The following is a 17,269-nucleotide window of genomic DNA, read 5'->3' as shown; positions in this document are numbered from 1 at the left end:
AAATAGTAGTAGTTAGTTTTTATACTAAGTTTGGTTAGACAAAGAGCCTCAAGCCGATGTTTGAGGCTTCTTTTAACAAAAAGATTTTCAAATTAAGTGACTTTAAATAGATAAACGGGTCTAAATAATAGAATCAAGATTTAATTGATTCTTTGTAAAAAATAAATAATAGTAAAATAGTAGTAGTTAGTTTTTATACTAAGTTTGGTTAGACGAGGAGGCCTCAGACGAAAGTTTGAGGTTTCTTTATTTTTTTAAATAAATTATTTGTGACTTTTTCGAAAATAATGTGTCTTATATAATGTAAGAGAAAAGCAAAATTTCTTACCAGTAAAAAATAAGAAACAAAAAAGTAAAATCCTTAGATAGGAAATAATAATCCTCAAAAAAAATAAAGACTTTTAGAAGTTAATATAATTTTAAGTGTAAATAGTTTTAAATAGTAGTAGTTAGTTTTTATACTAAGTTTGGTTAGACTTTAAACCTCAAGATTTTCTTGAAGTTTTTTGTTTTAAGAAATTGTTATTTTTTAGTGTTAAAGTTTAAAATAACACAAATATGTTTTATTTATAGTAATTCTCTAGTCAGTAAATAGGATAAAGAGTTTAAATGGTTAATATTTAGTGTGATAAACGTTTAAAATAACACAATAATGTTTAAATGTCAACATTTAGGATTATTTTGTAAAATAATAAAGAAGTGTTAAAATGATAAAGAAAATGTTATATTTTAGTTAAAAATTTTTTATTAACCATTAAAAACTAAATTTAAAAATGAAAAAAATGAAATTCTCCCGAATTGCATTATTACTAGTTGGGGCTAGTTTTTTCGCATGTCAAACTGAGAACAACGAGCAGCCAACAGATGCTACACAAAGTAATGTTTCTCCTGAAGTAGTAGCTAAATTAGCTAACTATGATGTAAACACTACTAATGTAAAGAAAGTAGATTTCTTTTTACCTGACGGTTCTACAATCCCTATGATTCAAATGGAAGAAGACATTCACATGTCTGAAGACCAAGTTATGGGATTACCAAACCTTCAGGGTGTTACTGGTAAAAATTATCACACAAACAACTTAGTTGCGCAAAACACTGTAATTGATATCATCGGTTATACTGGTGGTGGAGGTTTCGGTCTTTCTTCTAAAGGTCAAACTGGATTACAATGGGCGGTAAACAACTACAATAGATTAAATTTGTCTATTAGATTTAACTTGACTTTTGGTACTAACTACCAAGATAAAGATATGGTTGTTTATGTAAATCCAAACCAAAGTGGTTCTGGTGGATCTGCTGGATTCCCAGAAGGAGGAGCGCCATTTAAGTGGGTTCAAATCTATGGTTTAGATGGATTTAGTAATAACGTAAACGAGCACGTAATCACTCACGAGATTGGACACTCAGTAGGTTTCCGTCACTCAGATTACTTCTCTAGACAAAGTTGTGGACAAAACGTAAATGAAGGTTCTGCAGGTGTTGGAGCTAATCCAATTCCAGGAACTCCTTCAGGATACGATCCAACTTCAATCATGTTAGCTTGTTTCAGTGGAAGCACTAACGGAGAGTTTAACAGTAACGACATTACAGCATTAAACTATCTATACTAAAATTTAAGATTTTTAGTATTAAAAAACCCGAGGAGCAATCCTCGGGTTTTATATTTTAGTAAAATACGGTTTGTGAATAATCCAGTATTCGCAAGCTTGAGTCGTAGAGTTTAATATTTATTTGCGGGTATTTAATGTTATTATACTCGTTTTTTAATGTTAAATCTATATTTTCCGGATAAACTGGTGTTTCTTTGTCTTTAAAGGATAATAAATATTTTCCCTCTCTATTAATTAATTGTGCCATGTCAGAGGCCAATTCATTTTTGTCTTCATCTACCAATTGAATTTCAATGTATTCAATTTTCCCAACTTCATAAATATCAATGTTTGCTTTATAAATAGAATCTGTTTTTTCTACTGTTGTATAAAATAAAGATCCATCTCTGTTTTGTGCAATTGATGAAAAGATTGTTGTGAATAAAAATAATACTATCGTAATTTTTTTCATATTTCTATTTAATTCAATAATTGTCTATAATCGGGTGCAAGTTACAAAATACTCATTTAAAACCTATTATTATTGTAGTTTCGGGCGAATAAGTTATACTTTGTTAACTACTAATTTCATGCCAAATTGAATCAAATAGTTTTAAAAAATAAAAACCCTACACGATTGTGTAGAGTTTTCGATTTAATTGGTTGACTTAATTAAGTCTTTTATAAAGGGATTATTTATTATTGAACTGCTTTTAAAGCATCAATATTACCATATCCGAAACTTGAATTTCTATTTGGATAGAACTCTCCAGCTCTTTTCATTTTATCTAAAACTTGCGAACGAGACCATCCTGGATTTCTAGCCCAAACTAATGCAGCAATACCAGCAGTAGTTGCAGTTGCAACAGAAGATCCTCCTACGTAATTTGAAGCTCCATTGTAATAACTTAAAACAGGTACAAAATTTCCTGAATTACGCTCCATTTCAATCGTGAAATCAATTTTTGAACCAGAATGACAATTACCACATCTTGAGTATCTTCCTTCTTTTAAACCTGTAACAGCTACTGTTTCATTCATGTTTGCTGGGAAAATTACACCATACCAGTTTGTTAATCCTGTTGAAGTACCACCAGCAGCGATAATTAATTTTCCTCTGTTATATGCATATCTAATTGCATCCGCAACTCTAGAGCTACTGAAAGGAGAGCCAATCGACATTGAAACAATTTTTATATCACTTCTGTTTCCGATAGCTGTTAATGCCTCAGCAACACCTCTTTTTTCGTGGTAGTCATCAATTAAAACATTTTGAACAGAACGATAAGAAACCAAGTTTGCGTTGTAAGCTACACCTACAGGTAAATTGTTGTTATTTCTAGGTGCAGTAGCTACAGAGGCCATACTTGTTCCGTGTCCACATTTGTCGTTTACTCCGTCGTAATTGTTAGACCAAGCCCACCAAGAGTCAACATAAGTACCATATTTTTGAACAGTTCTACCTGAAGAATAACCATCATTAAATTCTTGGTTCATTAATCTTTGATTTGGAGATAAACCCGAATCAATTACAGCTACAGTAATTCCTCTACCAGTACTATAGTTCCATGCAGCAGGAATATTGTGAATATCAAAATTCCAAGGGACTCTAGCTCCAGGAGCTATCGTGCGATAATCAGAAGAAGAAAGTGTTCTTGAGCTAAAACCACATCCAAATCCTTCTCCAGATTTAGTGATGCCATCATTGCTCTCCAATTTATAAGATGCTGGCTCTAAATAACGAACTCTTTCATCTTTTAGTAAAGCTTCAATGGTTTCTTTATTATCAACTTTAATATCAATAATATTTAATGTTTGATCAACGTATAGTTCTTCTTTGCTTTTTGAAGATTCAGTTGTTTTTTCAAATTTTCTTACAAGTTGAATTAAATCATTTTGGATAGTTTCGGATAATGCATTCTTTTGAAATTCATCAGCTGAGTTTCCATAACCAATAGTTAACATATTGTCGCCATGTTTAACGGCACTCCAAATAGTATGAGCATCGGTTTCCATCCAGAAGAAATCTCCTTGAGTATCAATAGACTCTTGAATTTTAGTGTTGATTTGTTCTTTTGAAAATAGTTCAGTTTGTTGTTCAACGTTTTGTTGAGGAATTTCTTCGTTTTTTGAACAAGAGACAATAGCCGTAGCAACAGCTAGGCTGAGTATTAGTTTTTTCATTTTTTGAAGGGTTTTTAAGTTTTGTGATAGCGAATATATTAAAAAATGAATAAAAAAACAGATAAATAAATAATTTTATACGTTATTAATTATCAAAATGACAATATTTATACTAAAAATCCTTAATAAAATTGGTTTAATGTGTTAAATCTATTGATCTTGTAATTATTTTGTGTTGGTATGCAAAAAACCACATCTTTTTTTAAAGATGTGGTTTTTTTAAGGGTTAAAAATTTAAATATTATGAAAAACGGTTTATTCTATAACAACTCTTGTAGGAGTGTCTTTTCCGTTTATAATTGATGCCGTACCTACAGCCACTGCTTTGATTGTTTCGGTTAAAACATTTACGTCTAGCGTTTCTGCTTCATCTGTTACTTTATGATAATCTGGGTCAATATCAATTGGCGTTGTTGAAAACGTATGGGATGGAACTCCTAAGCGAGCTAATGAAGCATTATCTGATCTGAAAAACAAGTTATATTTTGGATATGGATCTGGGAACAATTTATATCCAGTACCCTCAAGATTTTTTTGAATGATTTTTCCGAAGTTAGATCTTTCAAAACCAGTTAACCAAGCTGTTTTTGGTCCTGTTTTTGGTTCCTTTCCGATAAGTTCTAAATTGATTCCTGCTACAAATTTAGAAGCGTCAATTCCCTTTCCAAAATATTTAGAACCTATAAGTCCCATTTCTTCTGCTGTAAAACATACAAATACAATACTTCTTTCGTTATTTCCTTTTTTCTTGTAATATTCAGCAAGTGCGATTACGCCTGTAACTCCTGATGCATCATCATTTGCTCCATTATAAATTCTATCACCATCACCATCTTTTTTCATTTCAAGGTGGTCATAATGCGCGGATACAATAACATATTCATCTTTCTTACTTTTTCCTTCTAGAACTCCTATTACATTGAACATTTTAATTCCATTTTGTTCGAAATTTTGTCGATATGAAGTTAGATTGTCATAATAGGTTAATCCAATTTTTTTGAATTCATTCTCAATATACCGAGCAGCTTTTTCAATTCCTGGTGTTCCTGTAGCTCTTCCTTGCATTTCATCTGAAGCTAAGGTGTACAGGTGTTTTTTTATTGTGGCTGGATTGAATGTAATTTCTTCCGTCGTTTCTTTTTGTTTTTTAGACTCCTGAGCATTTGCTTTTGTATATTCTTTGCAAGAGGCAAAAATCATTAGTGTCGCTATAAATATGCTTATTTTTTTCATTTGTGAACCGTTTAAATTTTAGACTGAGATAATATAATTTTGTAGTTTTGTGTAAAAATTTTACCGATGAATTTATCAAATATTCCGAATATAAAACACACAAATTCGAATAACTTTTTTTTATTAGCTGGACCATGCGCTATTGAAGGAGAAGAAATGGCTTTGCGAATTGCAGAAAAGGTACTTCAAATTACCGATAAATTGGAAATTCCTTTTGTGTTTAAGGGAAGTTTTAAAAAAGCAAATAGAAGTAGAATTGATAGTTTTACGGGAATAGGAGATGAGAAAGCATTAAAGATATTAAAGAAGGTATCAGAAACGTTCAATGTTCCTACTATAACTGATATTCACGAGGTAGATGACGCATCAAAAGCTGCGGAGTATGTAGATGTGTTACAAATTCCAGCATTTTTAGTTCGTCAAACGGATTTAGTAGTGGCAGCAGCTAAAACTGGGAAAGTGGTAAATTTAAAGAAAGGACAGTTTATGAGTCCGGAAGCTATGCAGCATGCTGTAAAGAAGGTGAAGGATTCTGGTAATGATAATGTATGGATTACTGATAGAGGTACGATGTTTGGATATCAAGATATGATTGTTGACTTTAGAGGTATACCAACCATGAGAAAGTATGCTCCGACTGTTTTAGATGTTACACATTCTTTGCAACAGCCAAATCAGAGTTCTGGGGTAACAGGAGGAAGACCTGATATGATCGAGACTATTGCAAGAGCTGGTGTTGTAAATAATATTGACGGGCTATTTATGGAAACTCATTTTGATCCAGCTAATGCTAAATCTGACGGTGCAAATATGCTTCATTTGGATTATTTAGAAAAATTATTAACTAATCTCGTAGCCATCCGTAAAGTTGTTAACGGATTATAATGGTTTTTGACTTCTCAATTACTTCCACCAAAGAATTATCCGAGTTAACTAGAGCTAAAAAAATTACTAAATGGTTGGAATTAGTAAAATATGTAAAGTCTTTGCCTTATGGCAGAAATACTAATAGAACCGATTTATCTTTAGTTTTGAAAGAAGGTAAGGGGAGCTGTAGTTCTAAGCATGCATTTTTAAAAGCGCTAGCCATAGAGAATGATCAAGTAGAGATAGATTTAGTTTTGGCTATATACAAAATGAATGCAGAGAACACCAATGTAGGAATGATATTGGAAAAATATAAAGTAGATTACATTCCTGAAGCGCATTGTTATTTAAAAGTTTGTGGTAAAGGTTTAGATGCTACTTCCACTAAATCAAGCTTTGAAAAAATCGAAAAAGATATACTCTGCGAAATGTCTATTTTACCAGAACAGGTTGCAAATTATAAAGTTAATTATCACCAGGATTACATAAAAGAATGGATTCAAGAGAAAAAAGTTGACTTCTCGTTCGATGAAGTCTGGAAAATTAGAGAAGAGTGCATCGCATACCTTTCATGTTAAAATCATCAGATATTTATTTTTCTGGAAAGTGAGATGCTTTATTTGAAAAAATTCATCCGTCTATACTTTTACATCTTCTCATCGATAAAAAAATGTCTTGTCAATTTAGTTGAATAAATTCCCATCTGATTAGTTACATAATAACTATGATTTTTGGAGAAGTACCGTATTGGGGATATTATATATATTGGTGCTTCTCCTTTTTTATTTAAAGCGTATAAATACAGGTTCGTTAAAATAATAACTTGGTGTGTAAATAGGTTTATTTTCCGCAAATTGATACCAAGGGGAAATTTCAAGATTTTCGAAATTCTTTAGTAAACAAACATTTTGAGCAGGAGTGTTTCCTTGTGCTAATAAGTACATTTTTTCTCCACTTTCATTTATTATTTCATCAACAATAATTTCAATATGACCAGGAAAACCAGGTTGTACTAACATGTCTCCGATTTTTAAATTCTTTATACTAACTTTCGGTAATTCGGCGTGGAGAGAAGCAGTACCAGCATACATAAAGATGAGGTTTAAGTATTTGTAAAAATTTTTCCTTGAAAAATTAGGAGTCGCAGTCTTCTGAAATTTTACTTTATTGCCATTTATTTTTGGTCTGAAGCCCTCGGCATATTGTTTCCAAGAGCAATAATGACCTGAAGTAAATTTAAATCCAATCTTTTGTTGTAAATTTTTACTCCACAAAAATTCAGATCTAATCCTCATTAAAGCATCTGCGCATTGTTGTAAACCGTTTTTTGGAACTGGGACTTCCAAAACAGCATCATGCCAATGTTGCGCAAAATACTCTGATCCATCGAAATTAATAATTGGCGAGCCGTGTTTTTTAAGCTTATAATTTCTTAGATATTCTTGAAAAGAACCTTTTGGGTATTGAACTCGTTTGAACCCTTTAGGAACTTTAACTCTTGTAGAAATCGAATCTCCAGAGAAATTTATATGATTTGGTTTTGAGATAGTGTTTTTAACAATGCCTTTTAAATGGTTCGTAATTTGTTTTCCTTTTGAGTTCATTCTAACTAAAAAAATAGCTAGAGCACTAAGACAGATAAAGATTAGAATTTTTTTCATAGCTTGAATACATATTATATTTATAACATCAGAATAGGTTGTTTTAGTATAAGCATTTATTTCGAAGGCATGATTTTTGATTCAAATGAATCGTTTAAAACATAAATATGAGAATTTTATTTGTAGCACTTTTTATTTCTATTACAGGATTTTCCCAGGACTTTTCTGCGATTAATTTAAAAATCAAGGAATACCCAAAGTTACTATCAGCGGAGGAGCTGGCTAATTACATTAGAGAGGATTTTTCAAGTAAAGAAAGTAAAGTGAAAGCACTTTATAGTTGGTTGACGGAGAATATTCGCTATGATTTGGAAGAGTTTTACAACCCGAATCGGGTAACTAAAATGACTTTTAGATATCAAACTTTAGAAGAAAGAGATAGGAAATTAAGAGCATTGCATGATGAAATTGTGGATGAAACACTTTCGTCAAGAAAAGCTGTTTGCGAAGGATATGCAAGGACATTTGCAAAGGTATGTACTTTATTAAATATAGAGAATGAAGTGATAGAAGGTTATGTGAGAAGTTCTTCTAATCGGATAGGGAAACCATTACAAAGTCCAAATCACTCTTGGAATGCTGTAAAATTGAATGGTAATTGGATCTATATTGACGCCACTTGGGGTGCCGGATCGGAATATAATGGACGTTGGATTCGTAAGTTTAATCCTTATTATTATAACATTCCTAAAGATAAATATTTTAAAACTCATTTACCTGAGAAATCTATTTGGAAATTAAGAGTTGGAAGAATTGAGAAAGAAGAGTATTACAATCAGCCAATTTATAGTCACGAGTTTTTGAAATCTAATGTGGAATTATCATCTCCGAGTTCTGGTATTTTGAATAGGAAGAGTGATGGAAGTGTTTTAATGGAATTGCAAAATGCAACGGATAAAGAAATTCTCGTGGGCTTTTTAGGGTCAACGAGAGCTGTGAAACCAAAAACAACAAATAAAGGTGAAAAGACAATTGTTTCAATAGTTCCTCCTCCTGGAGCGAAAGCTTTATTTTTATTAATAAATAGGGAAGTGGCTCTTGAGTTTTTAATACAATAAAAAAAATCCTCTTGAATGTTCAAGAGGATTTTTGTTTGTTATTTTTTAGATAAAAAGTCTTCTTTACTTAAAATTTTTGTTGGCTTTTTACCTTGTTTTACTTTTAGTTTTTCAAATTTGGAAATTACCTTCTTCTGAATCTTTTCAAAATCTTCTTGAGCTTTTGTCAACCGAGCTTTTAATACACCTTGATTTTCTAATTGTGCTAATGATGGCTTTTCAAATTGATTTGCAACTTCAGAATACAAATCAGAAAGCTTCTCACGAAGTTCAGGTTCAGCTTCACCAACATAATTGTCACCGGTAGTAACCACTAATGTTTCTTTTAACGGTTGTAACGCTTCAATTACTTTGGTTGCTGCTTTTTTAAACTTTTTATCATCTTTTAGGCGATTTGCTGATTTTAAATAGGCATCAACTTTATGTACTAAATATGCTAAATTTTCCATGTCATTGTACAATTCCATGGTAGTTTTTCTGTGAGCTATTCTATCATTATCACTTATTTGAGATTTAGGATCATTTTGAACTACAATAGTATTTGTATATTCTTTTTTTCCTTTTTTAAGAATAACTTTATAAGTTCCAGCAGGGACTCTAGGAGCTGTGAATCCACCTGAAGTAAAGTTTTTACCCGCTGCAACTTTTGGGTTTCTCTGTCTGAAATTCCAAGTAACAATATTAATTCCTTTTGATTTTCCTGGAACCAAGGTAGTGACAACTTTATCATTTTCATCTTTAATAGTCAAAGTCATTTTACCAAACGTATGACGCTTTTTTAAATAATAAATAATCTTAGCAGCAGAACTTGGATTGCTTCCAACAAATTGCAGTTCTGTACTTCCTCCACCAAAACCACCTTGTTCTTTAATAATACCAGGTTTAGAATTGAAGAAATGAACATTCTTTGATAACATTCCTTGATTTACTTCACGTAACGGAGAAATATCATCAATTATAATTACACCACGTCCGTGGGTACCTAAGACTAAATCGTTTGTTTGTTTTTGTAAATCGATAAAGTGAACTGCAGTTGCTGGCATTTTGTTTGTAAATCTTGACCAGTTTTTCCCACCATCAATAGTAATGAATAAACCAAATTCAGTACCTAAGAATAGTAAATCTTCATTCACATAATCTTCCTGAATGTTTCTTGCGAAACCAATAATATCATCAGTAACTATTGATTTCCAAGTTTTACCAAAGTCAGTAGTTTTGTATACATACGTATTCATATCTCCTGAAGTATGTCCGTCAAAAACAGCATAAGCTGTCCCTTTATTATGAGAACTAGCTTCAATATGATACACCCAAGTATTTTTAGGTAAACCAGAAATATTAGTAACTGTATTCTCCCAAGATTTTCCTCCGTTTTGAGTTACTTGAACATTTCCATCATCTGTTCCAACCCAAATTACGTTTTCATCTAGAGGAGACTCTGCAATTGTGAAAATTGTAGTATGTGTTTCAGCACCAGATTTGTCCACAGAAATACCTCCTGATTCTTTATCTTGTTTAGCTGGATCATTCGTTGTTAAGTCTGGAGAAATTTTCTTCCAGTTATCTCCCATGTCTTCACTCACATGTAAAAATTGACTTCCCATGTAAAAACGATCTGGTTGATGTGTACTTACCGCCATTGGAGCATTCCAGTTAAAACGTAAATCTGCTTCACCTTTAATAGGTAATGGCTGAATAGTTTTATTATAATTTTTATCAACATCGTATCTCCAAACTTGTTGTGCGCCTTGCATTTCAGAATAGATAATGTTTTTAGTTGGGTGTTTTAATACTCTAAATCCATCACCAACTCCAACACGTTTCCAATCTCTTGCTTCAATTCCTCCAGGAGAAGAAGAAGGACCGTACCAAGAACCGTTGTCCTGCAATCCTCCGTAAATATTATAAGGCTCTTGATTATCAACACTAATATGATAAAATTGAGAAAGCGGAAGATTATCGACCATATCCATAGTTGCTCCACCGTCCCAACTTCTATAAACACCACCATCTGTTCCTACAAACATGGCATCTGGGTTTTTAATATCAAATATAATATCGTGGATATCGGCATGCATCTCTCCTAGGTTCTTAAACGTTTTTCCTCCGTCTCTTGAGATAGAACCGAACAATCCTCCTTTAGCTAAAATATCCGGATTTGTTGGGTGAACAACTAATCTAGAAAAATAGAAAGGACGAACCACTAAACCGAAATCACTGTTTAATAATTTCCAGTTTTTTCCAGCATCATCAGAACGATATAAACCTTTATTTTCTTTGCTTTCTACAACTGCAAAAATTAATTCTGGTTTAGAAGGAGCAATAGCAATTGCAAAACGACCTAAATCTCCTTGAGGAAAACCATTATGTATTTTATTCCAAGTTTTACCTGCATCGGTTGACTTATATAAAGCACTTCCAGGTCCACCTGAGTTGAATCCCCAACCTGTCCTTCTGAACTCCCACATAGAAGCATACAGGATGTTTGGGTTTGTTGGATCCATTATTAAATCACTTGCTCCAGTTTTTTCGTTTGTATATAAAATCTTATCCCAAGTTTTTCCACCATCAGTAGTTTTATAAACACCTCTTTCTTCACTGTCACTCCAAAGCGCTCCTAAAACAGCAACATAAACTTCATTAGAATTATTCGGATTAATCTTAATACTACTGATACGTTCTGATTTATCAAAACCTATCTTTTTCCAGTTTGCACCGCCATCTTTTGATTTATATAAACCATCACCCAACGAAACACTATTACGTGTCCAAATCTCTCCAGTTCCGACCCAAATAGTGTTATCAGGATCACTTGGGTCGATAGCGATGCTACCAATAGATTGTGCATGTTCATCAAAAATAGGCACGAAGGAAGCACCAGCATTTTCAGATTTCCAAACGCCACCTCCTGCAGCTCCGGCATAAATTATTTTTGGATTTGTCGGATGATTTTCAAGATCGATAATTCGACCACTCATTAAAGCAGGACCGATTTCTCTTGCTTCTAAATTTCCGAAGAGTTCTTTTCCTTTCAGAACTATATCTTGTGCGTTTATACTTGTAGTAACGGTAATGAAGCTACAAGCTAAAACTTTAATCAGCTTATTCATAATAAAAGTATGTACAGTGTTATCGCTACAATAACACCGTACTGAAATTAAGTTAAGTTAGTATAAATATTTTTATTATTTCTTCGCTGGTAAAGCAAAAGAAGTAGCATCAACTTCTGGATTCAATTTAATTTCTTTGAATTCCATAGTTTGAAATTGACTTCCAATACTGAAAGGAAAATAAATTCCATCAACCTCTTGATAATCACTCAAGGTAGATTTTACAGTCTGACCTTTCATTGGTCCTTGGTTTACTTGAGATTCAGTAACAATTGGGACAAAGTTTTCAGTATCAAAATAGTAGTGAGTAATGTTTGGTACTAATTCACCATTCACTAAAACTGGTTTTTTCGTTAATTTAATTTTAAAAGTTTCAGTGCCATCAATTGTCTCTTTTCCAATCAATTCAACTGTGTATCCTTTTTCCTTGTAGTTTAAAAATGGATCAGGAAATTGTTCTAATTCGTTTTTTAAATTTTCGGTTGCTTCATTGTCACTTTTTTCTGCTTCCATTGTCATCTGGTTTCTTTGCCAAGAAGTTTCTCCATCAAAAGCAGACCAAACCATTTTATTTCCTTGTAGTTCAATAGAAACTAATTGTTTTCCGTCTTTAGTAGATAACATTTCAAAAGGAATTTCCATTCCTTGCATTTTCATGTTACCAATCATTTGAACACCTTTTATTTGTTCAAGTTTCTCTTTTCCTCCAATATTTTCAATATAATTATTGATTATTTCGTCGGCAGTTTGCGCAGAAATGGTAGTTCCAGAAAATACCAGTGTAAATGCAAAAAGTAAAGTTTTAAGATTTTTCATTGTATTGATTATTTTAATGATAGTATATTTTGGTTAGAAGACCAAAAATGTAAATTGTTACATGATTTTCTTAAAAATATGATTTTTTATTGATGATTTATATTTATTGATTAAATTATATGCAAAAAAAGAGATGAAAAAAATTGTTTTCCTATGTTGTGTTCTTGTCTTTTTCATTGGACAATCTCAAAGTAATTTTCAGATTAAGAATATTGTACGTAATTATACAGACATCAATTCATCAAGAGAATTATTTGAAAAAGTAGAAAAGGACTTCTCTACAAATATTAATAAAGTAAAAGCTACATATGCGTGGATAACTTTACATATAAAATATCAAGTTTCAAACAGTAAATTTATACATGAACCAGAGCAAATAGTTTATTTCGATAATGAAGATTTATCAAGAAAAATAAGAGCTAAAAACGATAGGTTGGTTGAAGAATCAATAAAGGATAAATCAGGTGTTTGTGAGCATATGGCTTTAACATTAAAGAAGTTATGTGATTATTTTAATATCGAAAATGAGCTGGTAAAAGGTTATGTAAGAAATAATCCAGAAGATATTGGAATTAAACCAAAGTTTAAAAATCATATTTGGAATGCTGTTAAGCTCGAAGGAAGATGGTTAATGATTGATGCCACATACGGTATAGATTACGATAGGAATTTAGATAGACCAGAATGCAATTTCAGCTATTTCGATATTTCAACCAAACAAATGAGACTTACGCATTACCCAAGTAAAAAAAGATGGGCTGATTATTTAAATCAATTTACCATTAACAAGTTTAGTGCTTTGCCGATGTTTTGGGATGGATTTATAAAGGCAAAAGCAGAATTAGTCTCTCCAGTGAGCGGAAAATTAAATAACAGCGAGAAAAAGAAGTTTATTACACTGAGAAACGTGAATGAAAATTTGAAAATTACCTATAAATTTGATGATGAGAATTTTACAAAAACACCTCGAGTGAAAAGGTCCGGAGAGTTTACCAACGTAATTATTAATTCCAATAAAGAAGGGATATTAACGCTTTATTTTAATAATAAATCAGCAATAGCATTTAAAGTAGAAGATTGAATTATTATTTCTTCCAAAAACCTTTTTCTTTCTTTCGATTAGCTTCAGATAAAATATAGATAAGTATTTTACTATTAATGTCTTCTATAGAAAAATAACGTAATGATTTTACTACTTTTCTGCCTTCAGAAACAACAACATCATTGTATTTTTTAAACTGGTTATTTCCATAAAATCCAACATCAACATAACCTTTCTTTTTGGATGGATTTAAATAACAAAAAGGACTTCCATCTTTTACATAAAAAGGAATTTTCCATTTATATTGAAGTTCCACCTCAGGAAAATTTTGTTCAATTAGAATTTGAAGCTGAAGTAAAATTGATTTATATGGTTCTTCTTGCCTTAGTATAAACTCCTCTGCTGGTTTCATTTATGTTTTATTATTCATACGACAACGGCTATTCTCAAATAGCTTACAGTTAGGGTATTAAATGTAAAATGCGTGTTTTTTGAAAGTAAATTTAAGACAATTATCAATACCAAACATCTAAAAAACTTTCAAAACATGGGAAATACACTGTTATTTAATCAATTTGATATAATAGCCTCTTTTACCGAGAATACTATTAATAACGAATTACTTGGACTAGTAAATGATGGAACAATTGAGAAGGAATTAATTGTTTACAGAACTGTGGATTCTTCAGGGAATTATAACTATTCGGTTGTGCAATCTGCTTCTGATATTCCAGATGGAGCAGAGTATATTAACGGAGAAGTTACTCCAAGCATAAAAATCGAGCAATCTGGCTCTGCAGTAACGCTTTTATTGAACTTCGATTCGGGAGTTGGATATTTTGTTGATAAAGCTGGATTTGGTCCTATTGCTAAATTGAAAAAATACGATATGACCGGCTGGAAATATGGTATCAATATTAATCTAGAGCTAACCCGATTCAATGATAAGCTGAAAGCTTCCTCAAATATTAATCAACAGTTAAATGATTTACAGGCAAGTAATCTTTCTATAAATTCATTGTTTTTAAATTTTGTATCCTCTGATTTAGAAACTTCAAATCCAGCATTCACCGACTGTCCAAAGGAAATGGTGGAATTTATGAGTTTCTATTTCAAACATTTAGATGCAACTCAAAATCCGTATATATTAGGTTATAATATAAGTAGTGATACAAGTACCAATTTTTCGGATAAACTTCCTGCCCAATTAAAACCAACAGGAACTGATTTTACGGTTTATGCGGATACTTCTAATGAAGGATTGAGTAATCTTAATTACACCATGGTAACTCAAGGAGGTCATCAAAGAATTGTAAGTTCACCGAGTGTTTTAACTAGTAACTGGTTCGCCAATGCAAGCACTGCTGGTAAAATGATTATTTCACATCAGTGTTTGCTTGAAGATCTAATTCTAATACCATTTTATAATAATTTAAGTCAAACAATTTACTCTCAGGTTTCTAGACATGTAAGTGTGGGGCATGGAAACTCTTACAACGCAGCAAAGTCTATAAGCGGAAATACTTGGAGTTTTAATATAGCAAATTATGGGAGTGGAGATAATCAATATGTAAATTCTTTCACAGTAACTATTCAGAATAACAACGGATTTACGAATCTAGCGTTTAATGGATCTTTAAGGGTTTATAAAGAAGTTTCTAAGAGTGCTCTTTTTTGCACGGCGAGAGCTCACGCTAGCGCAAGTGTTAGCTGGTCAGGAAATGTTAAAATTGCTATTGATGGTAATGGTTTGTCATTAACTAATGGTTTCAAAATCACTCATCAGTCTTCTGGAAGTAGTAAAAATAGTTGTGCCAAAGCGTTTAGCTGGATAGGTAAAATATTAGGCGGAATTTTAGATGTATTTACAGGTTGGACCGATGGTGGGTTCTTTTCAAACCTTTTGTCCGAAGCATTCAGTGTAAATATTCCGGGAATCGGAACTATTTCTCTTGCATTAGGTAATTTTTCGAATGCAATAAGTTCCTTCGTTTTAACTCCTACAGGAAAAAAATACAAGGTAACACCTTCATCTAACTCTCCTTCTTTTGATAATGAAGGAAATTTATACTTAGATCTTAATTAACCAAACATAATCAAATAGTATTCAATATGAAAAACACATCAATTTTTAACCAATTTGATATGGTTGTTTCAATGACTGAGAAAACCATTAACGATCAATTAGTACACTTATTAAGAGATGGAACGATACATTCATCTTTTATTTTAGTACAGGAAGTTCAGAACAACAATTACGTTTACGAAGTAGTAAACGATGCATCAAAAATAAAACCGAATTGTGCATACATTAATGCCAATATTATGCCTCAGGTAGATATTTCTACAAGTGGATTAAACATTACGTTTAAATTAAATATGGTCTCTGGTAAAGCTGCATTTTGGGAAGGAAATGGTCCGTTAGCACATTTAAAAGAATATGATATAAATGATTGGTGCTATGGAATTGATGTAGATATGGATTTATATAAAATTGCACAAGATGATATTGGAAAGAAAATCAAAGTTCCAGACTTGGTAAAAAATCAACTGGAGAATTTTACAGATAACATGTTTTCTGTGAATTCTTTATTGATGGATTTTGAGTCAACAGATTTATTGAAATTTAATCCGACTCACACTAATGCTGGAGATTCTGGTGATGTTGGTATACAGCAGATGGTTTTATTTATGCAATTTTATTTAAAATGGCTGATAAAGTCTGGAAATCCATACATTTTAGGATATTCCATAAATCAAACAAACCTATCTAAAGTTCCTCAGGAAGATGAAGTCCCTGCAGAATTAAAACCTGTAGGAACGACCTATTCAATGTATGAGGATCCTGTAAATAGTGATAAAAGTAATTTAAACTTTGTTCTAGCTACAAAGGGAGGATTCGGACATATTTCTGGTTCTCCTGGAACTTTTGATACAAACTGGATTGGCGCAACTGAAGATATCAACGCCAAGATGATTGTTTCTCATGCTGATTTAGTGGAAGCATTAATACTGAAGCCTCTTTACAATAACTTACAAAAGAATGTCTTTGAACAAATTCATGGACATATAAATGTGGGAAGTGGAAATTCATACGATAAAGCAAAGTCTTTATCTGGAAGTGGTATTCACTTAAACATGTCAAATGTTAATGCAGGAACGGATCAATATGTAAATACCTTGGATGTTTCATTTGATAATAAAACCTCTAGTGTTGACATCAATATTAAAGGAAAGATTAAGCTATACAAGGAGGTCAGTAAGAAAATGTTAACCTGTACAGCAAAAGCTCATGCGGGTGGTACCATTAATTGGTCAGGGAAAATTACGATTGAATCTACCAAAGATGCTAACGGAAATCCAACGTTGAAAATATCGCAAAGTACAAATTTGGATAATGTTCAACATGATTCTTCTAAAAATGACTGTGCAAAAACATATGAGATAATCGGTAAAATAATCGGAACTATTCTAGACGCTCTAACTTTAGGATTAGATCAAGGTTTTTTTACAAAACTTTTCGATGATTTAATGGATCTTAAAATTCCAAATATTGGAAATATAGGACAGGCTTTTTCAAATCTTTCTAACTCTGTCCGATCTACAGTTTTATTACCGGCAGGTCAAGTGTTTTACTTCAAAAATCCATCGATTGACAATGAAGGTAATTTTTATTTGCAATTAACGTATAAATCAGAGCATTAACCTT

The 17,269-nt window shown here is 32.0% G+C and carries 14 protein-coding genes; 7 read left to right on the top strand and 7 right to left on the bottom strand.

Features of this window, described 5'->3' with window-relative positions; all coding sequences use genetic code 11:
• Positions 1–773 precede the first annotated feature (773 nt).
• Positions 774–1,610 carry a M57 family metalloprotease gene (locus tag ACOSP6_RS01915; protein ID WP_422095511.1) on the top strand — a complete coding sequence of 279 codons (837 nt, stop codon included), beginning with the start codon at positions 774–776 and terminating at the stop codon, positions 1,608–1,610.
• Positions 1,611–1,665: 55 nt separating this feature from the next.
• Here the strand turns inward: ACOSP6_RS01915 and ACOSP6_RS01910 are convergent, their stop codons facing one another.
• The 3 genes from ACOSP6_RS01910 to ACOSP6_RS01900 form a co-directional block, all read right to left on the bottom strand.
• A complete protein-coding gene (locus ACOSP6_RS01910) occupies positions 1,666–2,061 on the bottom strand; it encodes a hypothetical protein (RefSeq protein WP_422095512.1) in 396 nt (131 codons plus the stop codon).
• Positions 2,062–2,288: 227 nt separating this feature from the next.
• Positions 2,289–3,773 (bottom strand): S8 family peptidase, encoded by a 1,485-nt coding sequence (locus ACOSP6_RS01905; protein WP_422095513.1) that lies wholly within the window; start codon positions 3,771–3,773, stop codon positions 2,289–2,291.
• Between the two features lie 255 nt (positions 3,774–4,028).
• Positions 4,029–5,006: a M20/M25/M40 family metallo-hydrolase gene (locus ACOSP6_RS01900; RefSeq protein ID WP_422095514.1), complete on the bottom strand. Its 978-nt coding sequence runs from the start codon at positions 5,004–5,006 to the stop codon at positions 4,029–4,031.
• Between the two features lie 66 nt (positions 5,007–5,072).
• Here ACOSP6_RS01900 and kdsA point away from each other — a divergent pair, with 66 nt between their 5' ends.
• Positions 5,073–5,891: a 3-deoxy-8-phosphooctulonate synthase gene (gene kdsA / locus ACOSP6_RS01895; RefSeq protein ID WP_422095515.1), complete on the top strand. Its 819-nt coding sequence runs from the start codon at positions 5,073–5,075 to the stop codon at positions 5,889–5,891.
• Entirely contained in the window at positions 5,891–6,451 is a 561-nt protein-coding gene (locus tag ACOSP6_RS01890; protein WP_422095516.1) for a hypothetical protein, read from the top strand. Before kdsA ends, ACOSP6_RS01890 begins: the two co-directional genes overlap by 1 nt.
• Before the next feature lie 204 nt (positions 6,452–6,655).
• Here the strand turns inward: ACOSP6_RS01890 and ACOSP6_RS01885 are convergent, their stop codons facing one another.
• A complete protein-coding gene (locus ACOSP6_RS01885; protein WP_422095517.1) occupies positions 6,656–7,534 on the bottom strand; it encodes a DUF4846 domain-containing protein in 879 nt (292 codons plus the stop codon).
• Positions 7,535–7,641: 107 nt separating this feature from the next.
• On the opposite strand from ACOSP6_RS01885, the gene ACOSP6_RS01880 reads away from it, so the two are divergent.
• Positions 7,642–8,592, top strand: coding sequence for a transglutaminase domain-containing protein (locus ACOSP6_RS01880; RefSeq protein WP_422095518.1), 951 nt, complete (start codon positions 7,642–7,644; stop codon positions 8,590–8,592).
• Positions 8,593–8,630: 38 nt separating this feature from the next.
• Here ACOSP6_RS01880 and ACOSP6_RS01875 read toward each other — a convergent pair whose 3' ends face one another.
• Together ACOSP6_RS01875 and ACOSP6_RS01870 are read right to left on the bottom strand one after the other, a co-directional pair.
• Entirely contained in the window at positions 8,631–11,702 is a 3,072-nt protein-coding gene (locus tag ACOSP6_RS01875) for a WD40/YVTN/BNR-like repeat-containing protein (RefSeq protein ID WP_422095519.1), read from the bottom strand.
• 75 nt (positions 11,703–11,777) lie between these two features.
• Entirely contained in the window at positions 11,778–12,518 is a 741-nt protein-coding gene (locus tag ACOSP6_RS01870) for an outer membrane lipoprotein-sorting protein (RefSeq protein WP_422095520.1), read from the bottom strand.
• A 133-nt stretch (positions 12,519–12,651) separates the two neighbouring features.
• Between ACOSP6_RS01870 and ACOSP6_RS01865 the strand changes: the two genes are divergently transcribed.
• Complete coding sequence (locus ACOSP6_RS01865) at positions 12,652–13,599, top strand: transglutaminase domain-containing protein (protein ID WP_422095521.1); 948 nt, start codon at positions 12,652–12,654, stop codon at positions 13,597–13,599.
• Between the two features lie 4 nt (positions 13,600–13,603).
• Here ACOSP6_RS01865 and ACOSP6_RS01860 read toward each other — a convergent pair whose 3' ends face one another.
• On the bottom strand, positions 13,604–13,972 hold the full coding sequence (locus tag ACOSP6_RS01860; protein ID WP_422095522.1) for a DUF1801 domain-containing protein: 369 nt from the start codon (positions 13,970–13,972) through the stop codon (positions 13,604–13,606).
• Between the two features lie 135 nt (positions 13,973–14,107).
• Here ACOSP6_RS01860 and ACOSP6_RS01855 point away from each other — a divergent pair, with 135 nt between their 5' ends.
• Both ACOSP6_RS01855 and ACOSP6_RS01850 read left to right on the top strand, forming a co-directional pair.
• Positions 14,108–15,646, top strand: coding sequence for a hypothetical protein (locus tag ACOSP6_RS01855; RefSeq protein ID WP_422095523.1), 1,539 nt, complete (start codon positions 14,108–14,110; stop codon positions 15,644–15,646).
• A gap of 26 nt (positions 15,647–15,672) precedes the next feature.
• Positions 15,673–17,265 (top strand): hypothetical protein, encoded by a 1,593-nt coding sequence (locus tag ACOSP6_RS01850; RefSeq protein ID WP_422095524.1) that lies wholly within the window; start codon positions 15,673–15,675, stop codon positions 17,263–17,265.
• Positions 17,266–17,269 lie beyond the last annotated feature (4 nt).

The sequence above is a fragment of the Tenacibaculum sp. MEBiC06402 genome (assembly GCF_049239625.1).
In the GTDB taxonomy this organism is placed as follows: Bacteria; Bacteroidota; Bacteroidia; order Flavobacteriales; family Flavobacteriaceae; genus Polaribacter.
This window is presented reverse-complemented; position numbering and strand designations above follow the sequence as displayed.